At 42.1% G+C, this 19,409-nt stretch carries 14 protein-coding genes and 2 pseudogenes; 15 read left to right on the top strand and 1 reads right to left on the bottom strand.

Annotated features, from left to right (window positions below):
- The first annotated feature begins 66 nt into the window (after positions 1-66).
- The 11 genes and pseudogenes from ACZ42W_RS11640 to ACZ42W_RS11590 all read left to right on the top strand — a co-directional run bounded on the left by ACZ42W_RS11640 (position 67) and on the right by ACZ42W_RS11590 (position 13,372).
- Positions 67-1,932, top strand: coding sequence for an ASKHA domain-containing protein (locus ACZ42W_RS11640; RefSeq protein WP_464165525.1), 1,866 nt, complete (start codon positions 67-69; stop codon positions 1,930-1,932).
- Between the two features lie 44 nt (positions 1,933-1,976).
- Positions 1,977-2,531: a Vitamin B12 dependent methionine synthase activation subunit gene (locus ACZ42W_RS11635; RefSeq protein WP_464165524.1), complete on the top strand. Its 555-nt coding sequence runs from the start codon at positions 1,977-1,979 to the stop codon at positions 2,529-2,531.
- Between the two features lie 209 nt (positions 2,532-2,740).
- Positions 2,741-2,863 (top strand): annotated as a pseudogene (locus ACZ42W_RS11630) (GntR family transcriptional regulator); the annotation flags it as partial.
- Positions 2,864-2,870: 7 nt separating this feature from the next.
- Positions 2,871-3,014 (top strand): annotated as a pseudogene (locus ACZ42W_RS11625) (cobalamin B12-binding domain-containing protein); the annotation flags it as partial.
- Between the two features lie 24 nt (positions 3,015-3,038).
- Positions 3,039-3,788: a LytR/AlgR family response regulator transcription factor gene (locus ACZ42W_RS11620; protein ID WP_464165523.1), complete on the top strand. Its 750-nt coding sequence runs from the start codon at positions 3,039-3,041 to the stop codon at positions 3,786-3,788.
- Positions 3,789-3,979: 191 nt separating this feature from the next.
- A complete protein-coding gene (locus ACZ42W_RS11615) occupies positions 3,980-5,800 on the top strand; it encodes a carbon starvation CstA family protein (protein WP_464165522.1) in 1,821 nt (606 codons plus the stop codon).
- A gap of 155 nt (positions 5,801-5,955) precedes the next feature.
- Positions 5,956-8,250 carry a DNA helicase RecQ gene (recQ, locus tag ACZ42W_RS11610; protein WP_464165521.1) on the top strand — a complete coding sequence of 765 codons (2,295 nt, stop codon included), beginning with the start codon at positions 5,956-5,958 and terminating at the stop codon, positions 8,248-8,250.
- A 451-nt stretch (positions 8,251-8,701) separates the two neighbouring features.
- Positions 8,702-9,904 carry an MFS transporter gene (locus ACZ42W_RS11605; RefSeq protein ID WP_464165520.1) on the top strand — a complete coding sequence of 401 codons (1,203 nt, stop codon included), beginning with the start codon at positions 8,702-8,704 and terminating at the stop codon, positions 9,902-9,904.
- A gap of 359 nt (positions 9,905-10,263) precedes the next feature.
- A complete protein-coding gene (locus ACZ42W_RS11600) occupies positions 10,264-11,589 on the top strand; it encodes an MFS transporter (protein ID WP_464165519.1) in 1,326 nt (441 codons plus the stop codon).
- A gap of 145 nt (positions 11,590-11,734) precedes the next feature.
- On the top strand, positions 11,735-12,505 hold the full coding sequence (locus tag ACZ42W_RS11595) for a fumarylacetoacetate hydrolase family protein (protein ID WP_464165518.1): 771 nt from the start codon (positions 11,735-11,737) through the stop codon (positions 12,503-12,505).
- 120 nt (positions 12,506-12,625) lie between these two features.
- Positions 12,626-13,372, top strand: coding sequence for an aspartate/glutamate racemase family protein (locus tag ACZ42W_RS11590; RefSeq protein WP_464165517.1), 747 nt, complete (start codon positions 12,626-12,628; stop codon positions 13,370-13,372).
- A gap of 199 nt (positions 13,373-13,571) precedes the next feature.
- Here ACZ42W_RS11590 and ACZ42W_RS11585 read toward each other — a convergent pair whose 3' ends face one another.
- Complete coding sequence (locus ACZ42W_RS11585) at positions 13,572-14,894, bottom strand: radical SAM protein (protein ID WP_464165516.1); 1,323 nt, start codon at positions 14,892-14,894, stop codon at positions 13,572-13,574.
- A 300-nt stretch (positions 14,895-15,194) separates the two neighbouring features.
- Here ACZ42W_RS11585 and ytvI point away from each other — a divergent pair, with 300 nt between their 5' ends.
- The 4 genes from ytvI to ACZ42W_RS11565 all read left to right on the top strand — a co-directional run bounded on the left by ytvI (position 15,195) and on the right by ACZ42W_RS11565 (position 19,406).
- Positions 15,195-16,259, top strand: a complete 1,065-nt coding sequence (ytvI, locus tag ACZ42W_RS11580) for a sporulation integral membrane protein YtvI (RefSeq protein ID WP_464165515.1) — start codon at positions 15,195-15,197, stop codon at positions 16,257-16,259.
- A gap of 350 nt (positions 16,260-16,609) precedes the next feature.
- On the top strand, positions 16,610-17,869 hold the full coding sequence (locus ACZ42W_RS11575; RefSeq protein ID WP_464165514.1) for a hypothetical protein: 1,260 nt from the start codon (positions 16,610-16,612) through the stop codon (positions 17,867-17,869).
- Positions 17,870-17,941: 72 nt separating this feature from the next.
- Positions 17,942-18,682 (top strand): ABC transporter ATP-binding protein, encoded by a 741-nt coding sequence (locus tag ACZ42W_RS11570; protein WP_464165513.1) that lies wholly within the window; start codon positions 17,942-17,944, stop codon positions 18,680-18,682.
- On the top strand, positions 18,654-19,406 hold the full coding sequence (locus ACZ42W_RS11565) for an ABC transporter permease (protein WP_464165512.1): 753 nt from the start codon (positions 18,654-18,656) through the stop codon (positions 19,404-19,406). Before ACZ42W_RS11570 ends, ACZ42W_RS11565 begins: the two co-directional genes overlap by 29 nt.
- Positions 19,407-19,409: the final 3 nt, after the last annotated feature.

Here is a 19,409-nt window from a genome sequence, read left to right as displayed (position 1 = left end):
GAACGAGACGGCTGCTAGATTTTTGCGGTCGTCTCTCTATACTTTATAAGGCAGGGGGAATTGGAGATGACTGAAAGAAAACATGAAGAGGAAAGAATGGTGAGTGTGAATTTCTTACCCTCACAGAAAGTTGGGAAAGTTTCCGTAGGGAGTAGCATCCTCCAGGCTGCGATTGCTGCTGGAGTACATGTCCAGAGTGCCTGTGGGGGAAAAGGGACCTGTGGAAAATGTCGGGTCCAGCTTTCTCTCGAAGACCGCACAGAACCCTTAGATACCGAAAAGAAATTCTTAAGTGAAGAGCAAATCGCAGAGGGTTGGGTACTCGCCTGTAAACGGACAGTGGATTCAGATAGGGTCGTTCACTTGAATGAACAAAAAGATGTGTATGATCGAAAAACAAAGCTTGAAGTAACGAAGGGAGTCCACTCACTCTCCCCTCGAATTCAGAAGCACGCTTTAAAGGTAAGTACTCCGAATATTGAAGATCAGCGTTCAGATTGGGAGCGTCTCTTAGCGGCGTTGCCTGAATCCGATTTGAACCTTCATTTCAACCGTGGAATCGCCTCCTTATTACCACGAATTTTGCGTCAAGCCTCTTTTCAGGTCACAGCGGTTACTGCTGGAGATGAATTATTAGCTGTTGAAGCAGGTCATACCCAAGCACGATCCTTCGGGCTTGCTATCGATATCGGCACGACTACCCTAGTGGTGTATTTATTAGACCTAAACTCGGGAAAGGTCGTTACTCGGGGAGCATTAACGAATCCCCAGCAAGGAGCAGGCGCTGACGTTATCACACGAATTACCTATGCTTCTGATCAGCCCGGAGGGCTAAACCAGTTACAAACTCAAGTCATTGGTGGTCTCAATCAAATTATAGCCCGTCTCTGTGAAGAACAAGCGATTCAAAGAGATGAAATCTACCAAGCCGTTGTAGTGGGGAATACTACGATGAGTCATTTGTTTCTTGGAATCGACCCGACATATCTCGCCCCAGCACCGTTTATCCCAGGATTTCGTCAGTTAGTTACCGTCAAAGCCTCTGAGTTAGGGCTTCAAATCCTTGGTAACGGGATTGTAAGCGTTTTACCAATTATCGCCGGATATGTTGGATCGGATACAGTAGGTGTTATGCTCGCAGCACAGGCTGATCAGCTCGAAGGAATTCATCTGCTGGTCGATATCGGGACGAATGGAGAAATGGTCTTGGTCGGAAAGGGACGAATTCTCACCTGTTCGACAGCTGCTGGTCCCGCCTTTGAAGGAGCTGGGGTAAAGCATGGTATGCGGGCTGCAGAGGGAGCAATCGAGCGTGTACTGATCACCTCCGATGTTGAACTTGGGATCATCGGCCAGGAAAAAGCGCGAGGAATCTGTGGTTCGGGTCTTATCGATGCGATTGCGGAAATGCTGAAAGCAGGAATTATCGATTCGCGAGGCCGAATGATTCACTTAGAAAGTGAGAAGGAAAAACTTCCACTATTATTGCAATCGAGAATTCGCGAGGTAGACGGAAACCGAGAATTTATCCTCGCGTGGAAGGAAGACACCGCTACTGGTGAGGATATTACCATTACGCAAAAGGATATTCGAGAGCTCCAGCTCGCCAAAGGGGCAATCCTTGCAGGGGTCCGAATTCTTCTTGATCATTTAGGAGTCGGGGCGGAAGAGCTCAATCAAATTCATTTGGCAGGAGCTTTCGGCAATTATATTAAGAAAGAAAGTGCCTTAGAAATCGGGCTTCTACCTCAGGTATCTCCTGAAATTATTCAATCGATAGGAAACGCCGCAGGGAATGGCGCACAACTTGCTCTACTTTCCATGGCAGAAATGGAGAGGGCAGAACGCTTAGCTCTGATCGCTGAACACATCGAGCTCTCTACACAAAAGACATTTCAAGAGGAATTCGTGAATGCTCTTATGTTAAAATAAAACGTGAATTAATATAAAGTGAAGATTAGAAGGAGATAAAAACCATGAAAGATTGTGTGATTATGGATCTCCTCTTGCCTGAGGTTACTATCGAAGATGTTTTTGAAGTAGAAGGGGCCGATTACTCGAAGCGTCCGCCTCGATCTAGTCTGGTCGAGCTTCATCGTCGGATTCTCGATGAAGCCCCAACTTGGATTACCCCCAAAGCCATTTGGCGTGAGGTGGATATTAAAGGAGTAGAAGGGCAAAAACTATATCTTGAAGACGGAAAGGTTTTAACCAGCGCCGTTCTTACCAAGGTAGCGGGTACAGCAGAAAAGCTCGTTATATATTCAGTTACAATTGGCGAAGGGATAGAAGAACGCTTGTCCCACTACCGAGACGGGGGCAAAATATCCGAAGCCTTTGCCTTGGATGCTACGGGAACTGCCTATCTCACAAAATTGATATACATAGTACAAAAACATTTAGAAGAAATCTACCACGGTATGGATATGAAATGTACTTTTGCACTGGGTCCTGGACATTCCTACTGGAAAGGACTTGAGGATCTTCAAGTCTTATTTCATTTTCTTCAAGCGGAAAGAATCAATTTGTGACTGAATTCTTCCAATTTGATCATGCCGCGGAAATCTGTTGCAGTGGTGATGGGTGTTGGTAATAATATTCCAGACACAGAAGGTAAGACCCATTGCCACTTCTGTCACTTACAAAAAACGTGTCAACTCAGCCAAACTAAGAAAAAAGAGTCCGTATAATCTTTGAGACATATTTTTAGCCTATTCAGAGAAAAGACAGGTGTCAAAGTGTGAATGAAGAAGCTTCTATCGATAAAAATTCTGTGATTCCTATATACTATCAGCTTACGAAACTTCTCGAGGGGCAAATTCTACGCGGAGAGCTTAAACCTGGTGAAGCACTGCCTACTGAGTATGGAAGAGGGAGGATTACGTGATCAGGTTAAGGTGGTTGAGGGGGGATACCCCGCGAATGAGAGGGTAAAAGAATTTACTGGCGTAGATTATTGCGCCAATGATGTCACAAAGGTATATGAGATTTGCCAAGCTTTGGGGAATACTTAAGTCATTGCAATCGGAGGTGACCCCATGATTCATGTTTTAATCGTTGATGACGAAGCACCAGCCCGCGACGAATTGAATTATCTTTTGCAACAAATACCTGAGATTGTAGTGGTAGGAGAAGCGAAGAATGGAAAGGAAGCTATAAAGAAGGTATCCGAACTTAAGCCACAATTAGTTTTTCTTGATATTCAAATGCCAGATATGTCTGGATTAACCGTATGTAGAGAATTAAGCCTTCTTTATGAACCCAGTGAATTACCTGTGATTGTATTTGCTACGGCCTTTGATCAGCATGCTTTGGAAGCCTTTGAAGTGAATGCTGTAGACTATATTCTTAAGCCCTTTAGTGAGGAACGATTGCATTCAACCATGGATAGGGTAAAGCGGATGATTAATAGTTCCGAATCGCAGCCCTTAAATCGAATTCTCTCCCTCCTCGAAAAGCCTAAGAAATCGAAGCTTCCAATTGAAGAAAAAGAGAGAATTATCCTACTCGATCCTGATGAAATTGTCTTCTGTTCAATTAGCGAACGTCAGGTCATTATCACAACGAAAGAGCGTGAGTATACCACAGGATTTAACCTTAACGAATTGGGAAATAAGCTAGGATTCCTACGAACTCACAAAAGCTATCTCGTTAATCCCGAAATGGTTAGGGAAATCATACCCTGGTTTAATGGCGCTTACAATTTGGTGATGAAAGACCACAAATCGTCAACAGTACCAGTTAGTAGAACATATATCAAAGAGGTACGAAGTGTATTAAATTTTTGATTCGATGTATTAGTAAGCTCAATATTTTCAGTCAGTATAGATTTCACTCATGTTAATCAGGTCAAAAAACGTACAGGTTAGGTACGTTTTTTTGCGTATTTTGTATGTTTTCCCCTCAGCTAATATTTGAAGCGATATACTAAATTCAGTTCTAATAATACTTTAAACATTTTAAAAAGGAGAGGGAAAACATGCATGCTCTTTATCTCTTAATTATTACTGCCTGTGTTCTTGTTATTGGCTACCGCCTTTACGGAACCTTTATGGCATCCAAAGTGCTAGCCGTCAATCCGAATATTCCAACCCCGGCTAGACGCCTTGAAGATGGCCATGACTTCGTACCTACTAATCGTTGGGTAACCTTTGGTCACCACTTCGCAGCTATTGCTGCGGCTGGCCCCTTGGTCGGACCCGTTCTCGCCGCACAATTCGGATATCTTCCGGGTGCCATTTGGATTCTCGTTGGTGGTGTACTTGGGGGAGCTGTCCATGATATGGTCGTACTTTTTGCGTCCATCCGTCATAATGGAGAATCCATCGCCCAAATTGCTAAGAAAGAAATTGGACCTGTTACAGGTGTGGCTGCAGGCATCGCAGTTTTGTTCGTTCTCTTGATTACTATGGCTGGGCTTTCTATCGTTATTGTCAACGCTCTAAAGCATAATCCTTGGGGCTCATTTACAGTCGTCATGACGATTCCAATTGCTATCTTTATTGGACTCTATATGCGTTATATACGTCCTGGAAAATTAGGCGAAGCATCCGCCATCGGAGTTGTGCTTATTCTTCTCGCTGTAGCTTTTGGACCGGCAATTAAAAATTCTGCACTTGCTCCCTTATTTGATTACAGCGAGACGGTTCTTAAATTAGGTCTTCCTATTTATGCATTCCTTGCTGCCGCTTTGCCAGTATGGTTCTTACTTGCACCTCGAGATTATTTAAGTTCTTACTTGAAAATCGGTACTATTGGGGCGCTTGCTCTTGGGATTATCTTTGTTAATCCAGTTCTCCAAATGCCTCCTGTTACCAATTTCGTTAATGGTGGTGGACCCATTATTGGCGGTAAAGTTTGGCCTTTCGTCTTTATTACTATTGCCTGTGGTGCGATTTCAGGTTTCCATAGCTTGATTGCTGCAGGAACTACCCCCAAAATGTTAGATAATGAGAAGGATATAAAAATTGTTGGTTTTGGCGGTATGCTTGTTGAATCCTTCGTTGCAATGATGGCTTTAATTGCGGCTTCAGTTCTTCCAGTCGGTGACTATTTTGCTATCAACACTATGCCAGACGTCTTTGCAAATCTTGGCATGCATGTGGATAAATTGCCGATGTTAAGTCAGATGATCGGGGAAGATGTAGCTGGACGCCCAGGTGGTGCTGTTTCCTTAGCAGTAGGTATGTCTTATGTATTTAGTAATATTCCTGGACTAAGCCACCTTCTCGCCTACTGGTATCAATTTGCCATTATGTTTGAAGCCGTATTTATTCTGACTGCAGTAGATGCAGGTACACGTTCTGCACGTTATGTGGTACAAGATATGATTGGGGTCGTCATCAAACCCTTTAAGCAAATTAACTGGTGGCCTGGTGCGATTATCTCAGCGGCTCTTGTCTCTGCTGCATGGGGATACCTCTTATTTGGAGGAGATATTTCAACGGTTTGGCCCTTATTCGGAGTTTCGAACCAGTTACTTGCTTCGCTAGCTTTGGTTGTTGGAACTACCCTTATCCTCAAAAACACTGGACGTATCGCTTATGCCTTAACAACGTTCATTCCGTTCGTCTTTCTCTTTATAACCACACTTGTTGCCTCCTATTATAATCTGACTCATGTGTATATTCCGAAAGGACTATCAGTAAATATTGCTCTTTCTGTCATTATGGCTGTACTATCCTTAATCATCGTCTTTGATGCGATGACCAAGTGGAGAAAAATCATCGCCGATAAAAAGGTAATGAAGGAAATGCAAGTCGAACATGAAAAAATCGTTCGCGAGCTTGCTGCTAAGTAAATAGTGTATTAGCTGATTAAATCAAATTTCAACCCGAGGATGGACATTGAATCAAAGTCCATTTTCGGGTTTCTTTATATTTAGCTAGAGGAAAATCTAAATCGTGTAACGAATAGAGAAAATAGGAACCAAGGAAAGTAGAGGTTCGACTTTTTATGATCGAAAAAGCCCTAGAAGCCTTAAAAAAGTACTTTGGATACTCTCAATTCCGAGAAGGCCAGTCAAAAGTGATTCAAAGTTTGATTGAAGGAAAAGATACCGTTGCTATTATGCCGACCGGTGCGGGAAAATCGTTAGCGTATCAGATTCCAGCGCTACTTTTCGAGGGGGTTACTCTCGTTATTTCACCACTTATCTCCCTCATGAAGGACCAAGTAGATTCTCTTCAAGATGCCGGTGTTCCTGCAACTTTCATCAATAGTTCGCTTTCCATGAAGGAAGCTTGGTCTAGAGTAGAGAAGGCGCGACAGGGAGAGTACAAGCTTCTCTATGTTGCTCCTGAGCGTTTAGAGACGGAGAGTTTTCTAACTCTTTTAGAATCCTTGGATATCTCGTTTCTTGCTGTCGACGAAGCGCATTGTGTCTCTCAATGGGGTCATGACTTTCGTCCAAGCTATATGCGGATCGGTTCTTTCATCGATACACTACCTATGCGCCCGCTCATCGGGGCCTTTACAGCGACAGCCACAGAAGAAGTCAAGGAAGATATCGTACGTCTATTAAAGCTTAAATCTCCTAATATCTTTGTAACTGGCTTTGACCGGCCTAATCTAACGTTTTCGACCCTAAGAGGGGAAAATAAAAAGATATTCCTATCTGATTACTGTCTTGCACACGCTGAGGAGTCCGGAATCATTTATGCCGCAACCCGTAAAGAGGTTGACCAACTACAAACCTTTTTAAAAGGAAAAGGACTTCCCGTTGGGAAGTACCATGCTGGAATGAAGGACCTCGACCGTCAGAAAAGTCAAGAAGCTTTTCTCTACGATAAGACACCTCTAATCGTGGCAACGAATGCCTTCGGGATGGGGATTGACAAGTCTAATGTTCGCTATGTAATCCATTACAACATGCCGAAAAACATGGAGTCCTATTACCAAGAGGCTGGCCGTGCAGGACGGGATGGAGAACCTTCCGAATGTATCCTTTTATTTTCACCTCAGGATGTAGTTTTACAAAGGTATATGATCGAGACAACGACCTTCCATCCAGAGCGGAAAGCTAATGAACTTAAGAAACTACAGGATATGGTGGATTATTGTCATACGACCCGATGCTTACGTAAAACTATTCTAGAATACTTTGGAGAAACCGAAGTTGCTGAAGAATGCGGGAACTGCGGAAGCTGTACTGATGACCGGGAGACAGTCGATGTAACTGTAGATGCGCAGAAAATTTTCTCCTGTATCGTCAGGATACATGAACGGTTTGGGATGAATTTAATTGCCGAAGTCCTAAAAGGGTCACGAAATAAAAAGGTCCTAGAACTTAATTTTGACAAACTTTCCACTTATGGATTAATGCGAGACCGCTCTGTCCAAGAAATAAAGGATCAGATTAACTATTTTATTTCAGAGGATTTTCTACGCCTTACGACAGGTGAGTACCCTATCGTCAAACTCGGAGCCAAAGCGATTCCTGTACTTAAAGGGGAAGAACCAGTGTATCAGAAGATCCCCCGAAAAGTTGAGCAAAAGAGGGAAGAGTCCCTTAGTCTCTTTGAACACCTTAGACTTTTGCGTCGTGAGATTGCTGCTAAAGAGAACCTTCCTCCTTATATGATTTTTGCGGATAGTACCTTGCGTGAGATGGCAGAAGCTTGCCCGAAGAATCATGCTACCTTTATTCGTCTCGGTGGGGTAGGGGAACGAAAGCTTGAGAAGTATGGGGATATGTTTCTGACAGCTATCCAGGAGTATTTGCAGGAGCATAAGCCAAACTTTCAGGGTGAGAATAAAGACATAGCTAAAGATAAAGCTATAGATAAGAGTCATGGTATCTCTACAAAGATTTCGACCCAGAATCATATTACCTATAGCTCATTAACTAATCGCTCACAACACCAAAGTAATGTTCTAAATTCGGGTTATAAAAAAAATTCTTCATTAGGAACCGATACATTAGTTGATGATCAAAAATCAGCGAATAAGGGAGATAAAATCCCTAGCCATATCATCACTTACACTATGTATCAAGAGGGAAACTCCCTCGAAGAAATCTCCAAGTTAAGGAAGTTTTCTCTACCGACTATCCAGGATCATATCATCCGTGCTTTCCAGGAAGTGCACTCTCCAGCCTGGAATGATTTTATTCCCTCTGGGCAAGAACAGCTCATTCTCGACGTCGTTCAACACGTGGGACGAGAAAAGTTGCGCCCCATAAAAGATGCTTTACCGGATGAGATCGATTGGATGACGATTAAGGTGGTGCTGGCGAAAAACAATGGTTAGACACTTGGAGATCCTGGATTCATACAAGATGCAGGAAATTTATTTACCTTTGTAACGTAATACGTGTAATTTTAAGAGTGAGTCGATTCAGTTTTGTATCGGCTCACTCTTAGTTTTAATAGACCTATCTATGCAGCTTTCAGGAGTGGCATGAGTTTCGTATTAATCAAAAGAGCTAGAAATCCTTTTATTGAGATCATTGGAATAATTTACAACTTGGATGCCCTTGGAGCCTGCCCCGATTCGCTGACGAAATTTCGATCTAAAAATGAAGCCCCCTGAATTCCGTACAAATATTAGCAATTTACTTTTGAATGATGCTAGTACTGAAAGAGTACCTGATTTATAATGAATATATTCGTCGACAAAGACCCTGTCAGAGAATAACGAGATGCAATATTAAATAGAGATAAGAGGATAAAAAGAGATAGAGGTTATGAGGAGATAAGATATGAATAAGAGGGACTTTACACTTTTTTTACTTGCAAGTGCGCTGCTTGGTATTACACAAAGCATCGATAATTCTTTCTTTAATAATTTTCTAAACGATACCTTTCATTTAACAGTCTCTCAAAGAACCTTACTCGAGGTTCCACGCGAGTTTCCTGGTTTTGCAGTGGTTTTCGTATCCACACTTCTTCTTTTTCTCGGTGATGTCCGTGTCGCGGCTGTAGCAAATGTCTTGGCCGCCCTTGGAATGTTAGGGATGGGTTTCTTTTCTACTGAACTGACTGTGATGGTCGTCTGGCTCCTCATGTATAGTATGGGGCAGCACCTCTTTATGCCTTTCTCCAACAGTATAGCGATGAATCTTTCAGATCACGCAAATATGGGAAAACGCTTAGGCCAGATTAACGCAGCAAATACCTTTGTCTTTCTCATAGCAAATTTAACTTTTGCACTCATTTTTAGAAATATTCGGGTCACTTATCAAATTGTTTATCTAATTGGAGCAATCGCTTTTTTGGGCTCGGCTGTTCTCCTTATACTGATGACACCGCATACCCCAAAGGACAATCCTAAAGGCTTCAAGCTTGTGCTTAAGAAAGAATATACTCTTTTCTACTGGCTGAATATCTTATTCGGTGCTAGAAAGCAAATTTTCATCACCTTTGCTCCCTGGGTTCTGATTAAGGTTTTCAACCAAGGAGTAAGTACTTTCGCCTTATTAGGCTTTTTCATCGCAGGGCTAGGTATTTTCTTTAAACCCTTGGTCGGCCACTTAATTGATAAAGTTGGAGAGCGGTTTGTTCTGGCTGGGGAAGCAGCGATCCTAATCTTCGTATGTCTAGGTTATGCCTTTTCAAAAACCTTCTTCGAAGGAATCGGAAAAGGGGAACTCGCACTTTATTTTATCTTTGCTTGCTTTATTTTAGATCAGATGCTTATGGCTGCAGGTATGGCGAGAGCTACCTATCTCAAGAAAATTGCCATAGTTCCAGAGGATGTTTCTCCAACTCTCTCGATGGGAACAACCCTGGATCATATACTTTCCATGATTGTGCCTTTTGTGGGAGGCTTTATCTGGCTAAAATTAGGGTATGAGTACGTGTTTATTGGCGGAGCGGTCATCGCAGTAATTAATCTCCTGGCGACCAGTCGAATTAAAATAGCAAGACCCTCGGCTGAAAGTGGAATAACTAGTTCGAGGTAACATCTAGTACCGCTTAAAGTTAATCCATTTGAATAGATGAAAGCGACCTTTTCAGTCGCTTTTTTTGTTTAATCTAATGGATAAACACAATATTGTTAATGAAATAATTTTTTCTGAATTTGTGGAAAAGTATGAAGGATAAATACAAGATATGGCGAATATTACATTCAAGACAGCATACTGTCGACAGTACTCATGCTGCAGTTCACACTTGCAGGGAAGGAGGTTTCTCAAAAGCATTTCTCATTGTGAATATAAACTCACACGAAGCCAACTTATAAAACTGAAAAACTCTAAGAAGTTATCTCTATCCACCCAACTATTTGTAATTTTAAAAAAGAAAGAAGTGAGGTAATATCATGTCTGTTATTAAACAAGAGAATTGGGAAAAAAACTCCCTGCTAAGTAACGTTAAACCGACCAAGGTACGTTGGCACGTTTTCATTGCTATGTTAGTACTTGTTACAATCAATTACGTTGACCGTGCGGTTTTATCCATTGCCATGCCGGCGATCCAGAAGGACTTAATGTTGGATCCCGCATTAGTCGGACTCATCCTAAGTTCATTCTTCTGGGGTTATGCCTCAATGCAAATTCCTTCTGGTTTCCTCCTTGATAGGGTTAACCCATCAAAAGTAGTACTTGGCTCGGCGGTGGGCTGGGGAATTGCTCAAGCTATGACCGGGTTTGTAAACAGCGCGGGCGTACTTATGTTCTTCCGGGTTCTCCTCGGAGTCACAGAAGCTCCAATTATGCCTGCCGGAGCAAAACTGCAGGGTGTTTGGCTTCCAAGTAAGGAAAGAGCTAGAGGAGCGACAATCATCGATAGTGGTGCTCCATTGGGAACAGCAGTCGGTGGACCAATCATCATTGCTTTCATGGCTTGGTTTGGTGGATGGCGCGGGGCGCTCATTGGTGCTGGTATATTGACCATTGTCCTTGGAATTTTCTGTTATTATATCCTTAGGGGAAATCCAGCTACCCACAAGGGAGTTAATCAGGCTGAACGTGAGTATATCCAGACGCATTTAGCTGAAGAATACGAAGCGGCTCAAAAAGAAACCAAGACTAAGCTTAATGCAGGGACATACTTAACAAGCAAAAACTTTTGGGGTATGTGTTTAGGTTGGTTCTCCTTCAACACCGTATTCTATGGTCTATTAACTTGGGGACCAAGTTTCCTCGCTAAGACTCAGAACATTGATATTAAGGCTATTGGATTCTCCACGTTAGTCATCTTTGGATGTGGATTTATTGGTGAGCTCATTGGTGGTGTCGTCGTTGACAAATGGCGTGAAGCTGGTGGTAAATATAACACGGTTATGAAAACTTGCTTTGCAATAGCAGGTCTCGCAACCGCAGCCTCTATCTTCATACTCTCAAGAGCAACTTCCTTAACCATGGCGATTGCTACGTTATCCACTGCCTTGTTCTTCTTGCGTTGGGCTGGTATCTTCTGGAGTGTTCCAGCAGCAATTGGGCAACGTCATCACGTCGGTGTACTTGGCGGATGCATGAACTTTGCTGGAAACATTGCTGGGGTTATCACACCTATCTACATCGGTTTAATCGTTAAATTCACTGGGTCGTTCCACGCTGGTCTTATGATTTTCGTTGGAGCAGGCATCCTTCTTGCTATCGCGGGTTCAATCATTAACTACGAAAAGAAAATAGGAGTAGCATAAGTTTTACCAGTATCGTAGAGATCCTGAGTGAGACTATTAAAGCAAGATAAGCTCCAATCAAATTATTGGGCAATTAGGTGTCCCGTGGACATTCTCGTCTACGGGCACCTTTGATTAGAGTGCTTTGGATTTAATAGGAGTGGGAGTGAGAAAAATCAAGGGATACGTACGCTTTTTGCAAGAAGAAAAAGTAACCTATGGAGAATTACAAGGGAATGAAATTTATGAACTGACTGGCTCGTATTTCGTCTCTTCCCAAAGAACAGGAGCTGTATACGATACCTCTCAAGTGCAATTAATCAACCCGTGCTTACCTTCAAAAATCGTTTGCGTCGGGTTAAATTACCCGACAGGCGAAGATTTGAAAATTTCACCTGATCCACTACTTTTTATGAAGCCCACGAGTAGTATCATTGGTCCAGACGAGAAGATCATTCATTGGCCAGAGGTAAAAGAGTTAACGTTCGAAGCCGAATTAGCGATAATCATCGGTCAAAGAACCCATCGTGTGAGTATCGAAGAGGCTGAAAGTTTCATCTTAGGTTATACCATTGCTAACGACGTAACGGCTCGAGACTTGCAGAGGGTTGATAGTCAATGGACACGATCGAAGTCCTTTGACACTTTTTTACCCTTAGGTCCTATCATTCGAACCGATATGTCATGGGAAAATATAAGAATTCGATCCTGGATTAATGGGGAACTTTATCAAGATGGGAATACCCATCAAATGTTCCTGAACGTTCCTTATCTCATTAGCTACATCTCTCATATTATGACACTCGAACCAGGCGACATTATCCTCACTGGCACACCGGGTGGATATGGTGGATTGATGAAAGCAGGCGATAGAGTAGATCTCGAAATCGAGGGAATCGGGCGTTTGACAAATAGTGTTATCGCTTTCCAAGAATAATATTTTTCTTTTTACACAATGCAATCTAACGCGGAAAACCCTTTTTAGAACTGCTTTTTGAGAATTGCGAAAGGGAACTGAATGTGCATCTTCCGAAAGTAAAAAGGAGAGTGAAATGTAATGAGGATTTTAGTTATCAACCCGAACATTTCTGAGAGCGTCACAGAACTTATTGCGAATGAGTCACGGCGTGTTGCTTCCCCTGGCACAGAACTAACATTTGCTACGGCACCTTTTGGCGTAGCATATATAGAAACCAGAATGGAAGCTCTTATCGGTGGATATGCTTCAGCTTGCGTTGCGGCTGAGCGTAAGGGTGAATATGACGGTGTAATTATTGACGCTTTTGGTGATCCTGGACTTTTGGGTATAAAAGAAATGCTCAACGTTCCTGTAGTGGGAATGACTGAAGCAGCTCTGGCATCGGCCTGTCTCTTAGGTCAACGTTTCTCCATTATCGCTATTTCTTCACGGATCAAGGCTTGGTACTTGGAAACTGTCGAACGTAGTCATCTGACTACACGTCTGGCAAGCATCCGGTCCTTGAATGATACGTTACGAGATATTGGCACTGTACAGGAAGATCACGCTGAGCGATTAAAAGAACTTGCCATCGAGGCAGTCGAGAAGGATGGTGCTGACGTCATCATTCTAGCAGGAGCACCTCTAGCTGGGCTTGCTCGTAGTCTTGAAGGACAATTGCCAGTGCCCGTAGTAGATGGTGTGTCTAGTGCAGTTCGTCATTGTGAATCGCTGATTGCTCTTAATCCAGGCTTTGCAGTGAAAGGGAGTTTTGCTCAACCCCCTGTGAAACCGAACAAGGGGTTGCCAACAGCTCTGGCCGCAGTTTTAGATCGCACACGCTAATAGATACTCGAACCTATTCCAAAAAACAAAGGATTCCAGCGAAGTTTTGCTAGAATCCTTTGTTTTTTCAGTCCAATTGTAAATCGGATTGATACTGGTACAGGAAGTATATATAAGGAAAGATCTTTTTAGGATCAAAGAGAGAGTTGGGTATGAGTTTCTACCAGATAGAAGTTATTGAATGAACATTCGTGTTCTTCTAAACATCCTTCTTCAAATCAAACTCTTTCGGATAGGTTAAATCAATCTTAAGCTCTCTAAGGTATTTACCATCCTCACGGGTTTCCATGATATTCGAAGAAATCCCGATTTCGATGTCCAAATCTTTAAGAAGCTTAATTTGACTCACGTGAAATTCCAGGAATTGATAGTCCGTATTGATCTGGAACTGGGATATATTTTTTTTCTTAAATACCTTCCGGACTTTTTCAATATCCTCTCCGAAGACTTTTGCAGACTTGAAAAAGTATTCGGTGGGGGAAAAGAACATTAGATTGGACACTTTTTGACCCTGGTTTTGCTGATAAATTTGGCCGGTCTGCTTATTTTCGAGAGAGCAATAATGCACACCGATTTTCAGCTGCTCCTCTAGGGCAAATTCCATCAGGTCAAGGCACTCGAGCTCACTACGTGAAATAGGGAGTCCCCCAGCATACCAGTAATCGTAGAGCACTTCAAAGGGGGGATTCTTCACTTTATACCCGCGTTTTTTAAACTCTTCTGCATTATGAAAGGGAAAGCAAAACTCGAGTAAGTTGATTCCCGCGATGCCGATTCTTTCAAGTTCGAGGAGAACCTCTTTCATCTCAAATAAACTACCGGGTAAAACTGGCATCTCAACCATCACATCGGAGATATATTCCTTTGCAAGAGCGATCCGCTCATACACTTCTTTTTTAATCTGTTCTGGGTCTTCCATTTTGATACTGAACCGAATTTCTTTAAGACCTACATTTTTCAATTCTTGAAGGATTTCCCGGTCGAGAAAATCACCGGAGGTATAAAGCCGTGTATGTGTACGCGCAGACATTTCCTTTGCATACTGGAAAAATTCCAGCATCTCTTTCTTATGAAGAAGAGGTTCCCCTCCGGTCAAGGCTAGATGAGAGAGCTTCTGACCTTGCTTAAACATTTGCCCGAGTTCTTCTACACAATTTCGCTTCTGGTGTGTAAATTGTTCGTAGCTTTCCTGGTTGGAGTTAAAGCAGAAGAAGCAGTTTCGGTGACACATTAAGGAGACATACAAAGTAACTGTACCAACACCCTTTTGACAGGCCTCACAGGCGGAGGAGATCCAATGTGTTGTAATGCTTTTATCTGAATTCCTAAAGTGAGCCTTTTTCTCGCGGAGCCTTTCGAGTTTAAGACTGGCTTCCTCCTCTAAATTTTGATCAAGTTCCATTCCAGTCGATTCGACTTGCTCAATAAAGTGATCATATACTCGGGTATAAATCTGAGCGTACTGAGAGAAATCTGGATTCTTAATTTCAGACAGAGTCTCATTTGTTAATTTAATAATCATCGTGAACTCCTTATATCAACGTATTAACTGAAAGTTCGACAATTGGTTATGGGTTTCCTTCAAATCAACTAAACTGTTAAGAAATTCTATAGTTTAACAAGCGAGTATTTTATTTGCCTATAAGTCTTCAGGGGATACTTCTCGGAATGGATTTTCCTATTAGTCTGTAGTGGGGAATAGAATTTTATCCCAAAGAGACTAGCGTATTTCGACATCCTATGATATACATTGCCAAACGACATATAATGCCCTAAAATGAGGTGTAAGGTCGATTAGAAGGATAGGGGAGAGTACCAATACATGAAAGAATACATAAAAAAGGTCGCGGTCACCCTGCTCGTGATTCTCGCGTTTATTTTGGTACCGCTGCTTATCTACCATACATTACCGTTTCTTACACCCTTTATTTTTGCTTTTCTTTTCGCACTACTCCTAGAACCCTTTAACCAAAGGCTCATGAAGAGATTTAAGGCCAAACGACCGATTGCCGTGAACCTTTCCTATTTTCTTTTCTTAGGTGTCATTTTAGCCTTCTCTTACATTATATCTACGAAAATTATTCGTGAAGCCATTGATTTAGTTAAATATATTCAGAGGAATATCCCAACCATTCAAACCTGGTTTTCACAATTGTTTCAGCAGATCAATGATTTTATTCTTATCCTTCCCCCTGAGATGGGCTCACAAATTGAACAGTCTTATACAGGGTTTGTGCGTCAATTATCGGATGTGAACCTGCTTTCAAGCCTCGGTATTCAGACATTTAACTTAACTGCGGCGATCCCTAATTTCTTCATTGTATGTATTCTTTTCTTTGTTTCCCTTTACATGATAAGCTTTGATTTAAACAATATTAAGAGACGGTTCTATTCTTATTTTAAGGAGAGTTCGAGGGAAAAACTTGAAGTCATTCTTTCAGACTTACGCCGTGCTACGGTTGGTTTTTTGCAAGCACAAGTCATTCTCAGCACGATTACATATCTTGTAAGCTTTAGCGTATTAGCTTTTCTCGGAGTACGCTATGCTATGGCAATTGCGCTCCTCATCATCATCGTGGACATTCTACCTATTCTTGGAACGGGTTCTGTACTTGTCCCTTGGGGAATTTTTTCGCTTACACAAGGAAATATGTTTCGTGGTTTTGGTCTAATCATCTTGTTTATTGGTATCACTGTATTACGCCGAGCTATCGAACCGAAAATTCTTGGAGAGAGAATCGGATTAAGTGCTTTGACGACTTTGATTTGCATCTGGGTTGGGTTCAAGGCTTTAGGGGTCCTTGGTGTTTTCCTAGGTCCACTTATGCTTATACTTTATAAGGCATGTGTGAAGGCGAAGGTCATTCGTTATCGGCTTAAGATCTGATCGTACCTTGATCTTTTGTATTTAACCCATTGAACGCTTAATGTGATATGACCGGTTCACTTTATTTCGACTCAAAAGATAACGAGGTCGCTCAAATCTGAGCTGCCTTTTTTATTTGCTAAGTTTAGTTTATACGATGGCAAACCGCCACTAAGACTCCAGCTACTTTAAGCTGAAGATAAGTGGCGTTAAGCCCCTGGATAACTCAACTATACTTCAGGTAGAGTTGAAACTCCACCTGAAGCAAGTTTTGTTTATATATTGTTTATACTCTGTTTAAGATTAATCAAGACCTAGGGGTTAGAATAGAGATATGGAAGCTTCCGGATGATTAAAAAGGAGTGAAATAATTGAAAATCAAAAAAAAGACAGCAATGCTTGCAAGCTTTACAATCGGTACTTTGCTTTTTGCCACCACTGCACTTGCGGATATCACGAGCAAGAGCGGGTACGATCAGTTAAAAGATGGGCTCAAGGTAACCGCGGAAAAGGCTAGTGGAGAATTTGATAGTTTTACCATCGACATGACCTATGTTATAAAGGACAACGGGAAAACCCTTCAGTCGGAAAATCATGTCGAGAAAAATGATCGTAAGAAAAGTGCAACTGAAACCACGAACACAAGCGAAGGTGTTAAAGGAAACAATGGTTCATACTATACCTATTCTGATAATAAGTCAGATATCAGACGCGGTATCGGATCGGATGAAAAATACTATATCACGGAATATACTCAAGACCGTGAACTCCGCCAATTCACGAATCCCTTCGTAGAAAATGGGGCAGAAGACGTGGAGCGGATCGTTGATGCAGTCGTCGGGAGTCTCAAAGACCATGTCATCGTGAAGGATAACTCTGACGGAAGTAAAGAACTGACAGGTTCTTTAACGGAAATGCAAATCCCAGCCCTTGTCAACGCGGTGGCTTCCTTTCAGTTAAAACAAGAGTTTAACGGTAGAAACGGAATGTCAAGCGAATGGCCACACCTTACCCAGGATATCTTCGTCAAAGAAGTTACGGGGTCTGCAGCGATAGATAAAGATGGTGTTATGGAAAGCATCTTAGGAACAGCGACCGTTACTGGTAAGGATTCTCAAGGACAGGTTCATGAGATTAGCGTGGAAGTGCTCGGCAAATTGAAAGATGTGAATTCTACCACTGTTTCTAAACCTGACCTCACAGGCAAAGAAGTAGTAAAGCAAGTCATGGTACCCAATATGGGACCAGAACTCACGAATCCACAAAAATTCGTCGCTACTTATAAGAATGATATCTTAACCGAAAAAGACGGTAAATTTGCCAAAGCTGGGGAACGATTCTTAGAAATCACTGGAATCGATAGCGAAGGGATTACTGGACGCTACCATGAAGTGTATAAACCAGACTTTGAAAATTCGAGCAACAAGGTTGAAGACTTCACTTTCAACGCTCCGTTCGGAAATAAAGCTTCACGAGATGCACGTTTTGAGATCACCACAGAAAAAGGTGGTAAGATTGAAGGAAACATTTACCTTGATGAATACTTTGGAAAAGTCAATTTCCACCTTAATCAAACCAATATGGGTGGAGGATTTATGTTCGATTCGTCCTTTAGTCTTGTGATAGAGTAGCGCCCTTTATTAATGGCTGCCGGGATCCTTCCCGGCAGCTCCTTTACACATTCTTAGGAGGAGTTTATGAGAATGGAAAAAGTCATTGAAATTATGAACTTGACCAAGCTCTATAACAATGGTCGGGGCATTAATGATATTAATCTCGATATATTTAAAGGAGATATATTTGGTTTTTTGGGTCCGAATGGAGCTGGAAAAACTACGGCCATGAAGATCATGACTGGGTTGATTAAAGCGGATCATGGGGATGTCAAGATCTTTGGACATAGTATAACGGACGAATATGAAGAAGCGATGGCACAGGTCGGCTGTATTATTGAGATAGCTGAATCTTATCCCTACCTTAGTGCTTACCAGAATCTTAAGCAGCACGCTCGCTTTTATCCGTCCGTAGATGATAAGCGCATTGATGAAGTCCTAGAACTTACGGGGATGCTTAAGTATAAAAAGGAAAAACCTCGTAAGTTTTCCCTGGGGATGAAGCAACGTCTGGGACTTTCAGCCGCCATTCTTTCTCGTCCTAAAGTTGTGATTCTGGACGAGCCACTGAATGGGCTTGATGTCGAGGGCATGATAGATATACGTAAACTCATTAAGCACCTTGCAGAGACTGAACAGACGACATTTTTCATCTCCAGCCACTTAATCCACGATGTGGAGCTTACCTGTGATCGTATTGGGGTCATCTATAATGGCAAAATCCTTAATGTCCAAAGTACCCAGGATATCCTGAAAAACTATGCGACCTTAGAGAATTACTTTGTGAGTGAGGTAGAGAGAAATGGCCGTGTTTCAAGCTGCGCTCGTTAATGAACTTGATAAACTTTATCGCAAGAAAAAAGTAACCGTTGCGATTATTCTATCCCTATTGATGATCGTCATTGGGCAACTTCTCGTCGTCGGAGTGAGAACGGGTTTCGGATTGAGAGGAGCTGGGAGTCTCGAGTTCCCCATGTTGGTCTTATCAGTAGTGGTTAACAGCATACTGCCGCTTTTTACTGCACTAGTCGCCATAGACAGTTTCTCAGGAGAGTTTTCTCAGAATACAATGCGAATTATGTTAACCCGTCCTGTCAGTCGATTTAAGATTTTTAGTGCGAAAATTACCGCCATCGCATTCTTTATCTTAGCTAATCTTCTATTACTACTTGTATTTTCCACCTTTGCCGGATTCCTTTTCAATGCGAATTCTGCAACGTTTGGGGCTTTTGCTAAGACGCTTCTCTCTTATTTTGTGAGCTTTATCCCCATGCTTGTTCTTGCTTTGGCGATTGTGCTATTAGCTAATTTTTTTAAGAGTGGAATTTCTGTCTTTTTTGTGGCCATCTTAGCCTTTGCGGTTCTTAAGGTTTTAGGACTAGCCTTTTCCCAATACTCTGGCTTGTTTATCACGTCCTATCTGGATTGGTATAATATCTGGTTAGCAAACTCTTTCCCCTGGAGTAAAATTCTTCGGCAATTATTGATTATGGCTGGATATGCTATAATGTTATTTACAGCAGGTTTTTACTTGTTTGATAAAAAAGAGTTTTAGGTG

Source organism: Desulfitobacterium elongatum, assembly GCF_055378975.1.
Note: the sequence above shows the minus strand (reverse complement) of the source record. Positions and strands in the feature narration are given on the sequence as shown.

Coding starts and splice junctions, on each gene's coding strand:
- ACZ42W_RS11640 (WP_464165525.1), top strand. CDS start 67: ATGACTGAAAGAAAACATGAAGAGGAAAGAATGGTGAGTGTGAATTTC.
- ACZ42W_RS11635 (WP_464165524.1), top strand. CDS start 1,977: ATGAAAGATTGTGTGATTATGGATCTCCTCTTGCCTGAGGTTACTATC.
- ACZ42W_RS11620 (WP_464165523.1), top strand. CDS start 3,039: ATGATTCATGTTTTAATCGTTGATGACGAAGCACCAGCCCGCGACGAA.
- ACZ42W_RS11615 (WP_464165522.1), top strand. CDS start 3,980: ATGCATGCTCTTTATCTCTTAATTATTACTGCCTGTGTTCTTGTTATT.
- recQ (WP_464165521.1), top strand. CDS start 5,956: ATGATCGAAAAAGCCCTAGAAGCCTTAAAAAAGTACTTTGGATACTCT.
- ACZ42W_RS11605 (WP_464165520.1), top strand. CDS start 8,702: ATGAATAAGAGGGACTTTACACTTTTTTTACTTGCAAGTGCGCTGCTT.
- ACZ42W_RS11600 (WP_464165519.1), top strand. CDS start 10,264: ATGTCTGTTATTAAACAAGAGAATTGGGAAAAAAACTCCCTGCTAAGT.
- ACZ42W_RS11590 (WP_464165517.1), top strand. CDS start 12,626: ATGAGGATTTTAGTTATCAACCCGAACATTTCTGAGAGCGTCACAGAA.
- ACZ42W_RS11585 (WP_464165516.1), bottom strand. CDS start 14,894: ATGATTATTAAATTAACAAATGAGACTCTGTCTGAAATTAAGAATCCA.
- ytvI (WP_464165515.1), top strand. CDS start 15,195: ATGAAAGAATACATAAAAAAGGTCGCGGTCACCCTGCTCGTGATTCTC.
- ACZ42W_RS11570 (WP_464165513.1), top strand. CDS start 17,942: ATGGAAAAAGTCATTGAAATTATGAACTTGACCAAGCTCTATAACAAT.
- ACZ42W_RS11565 (WP_464165512.1), top strand. CDS start 18,654: ATGGCCGTGTTTCAAGCTGCGCTCGTTAATGAACTTGATAAACTTTAT.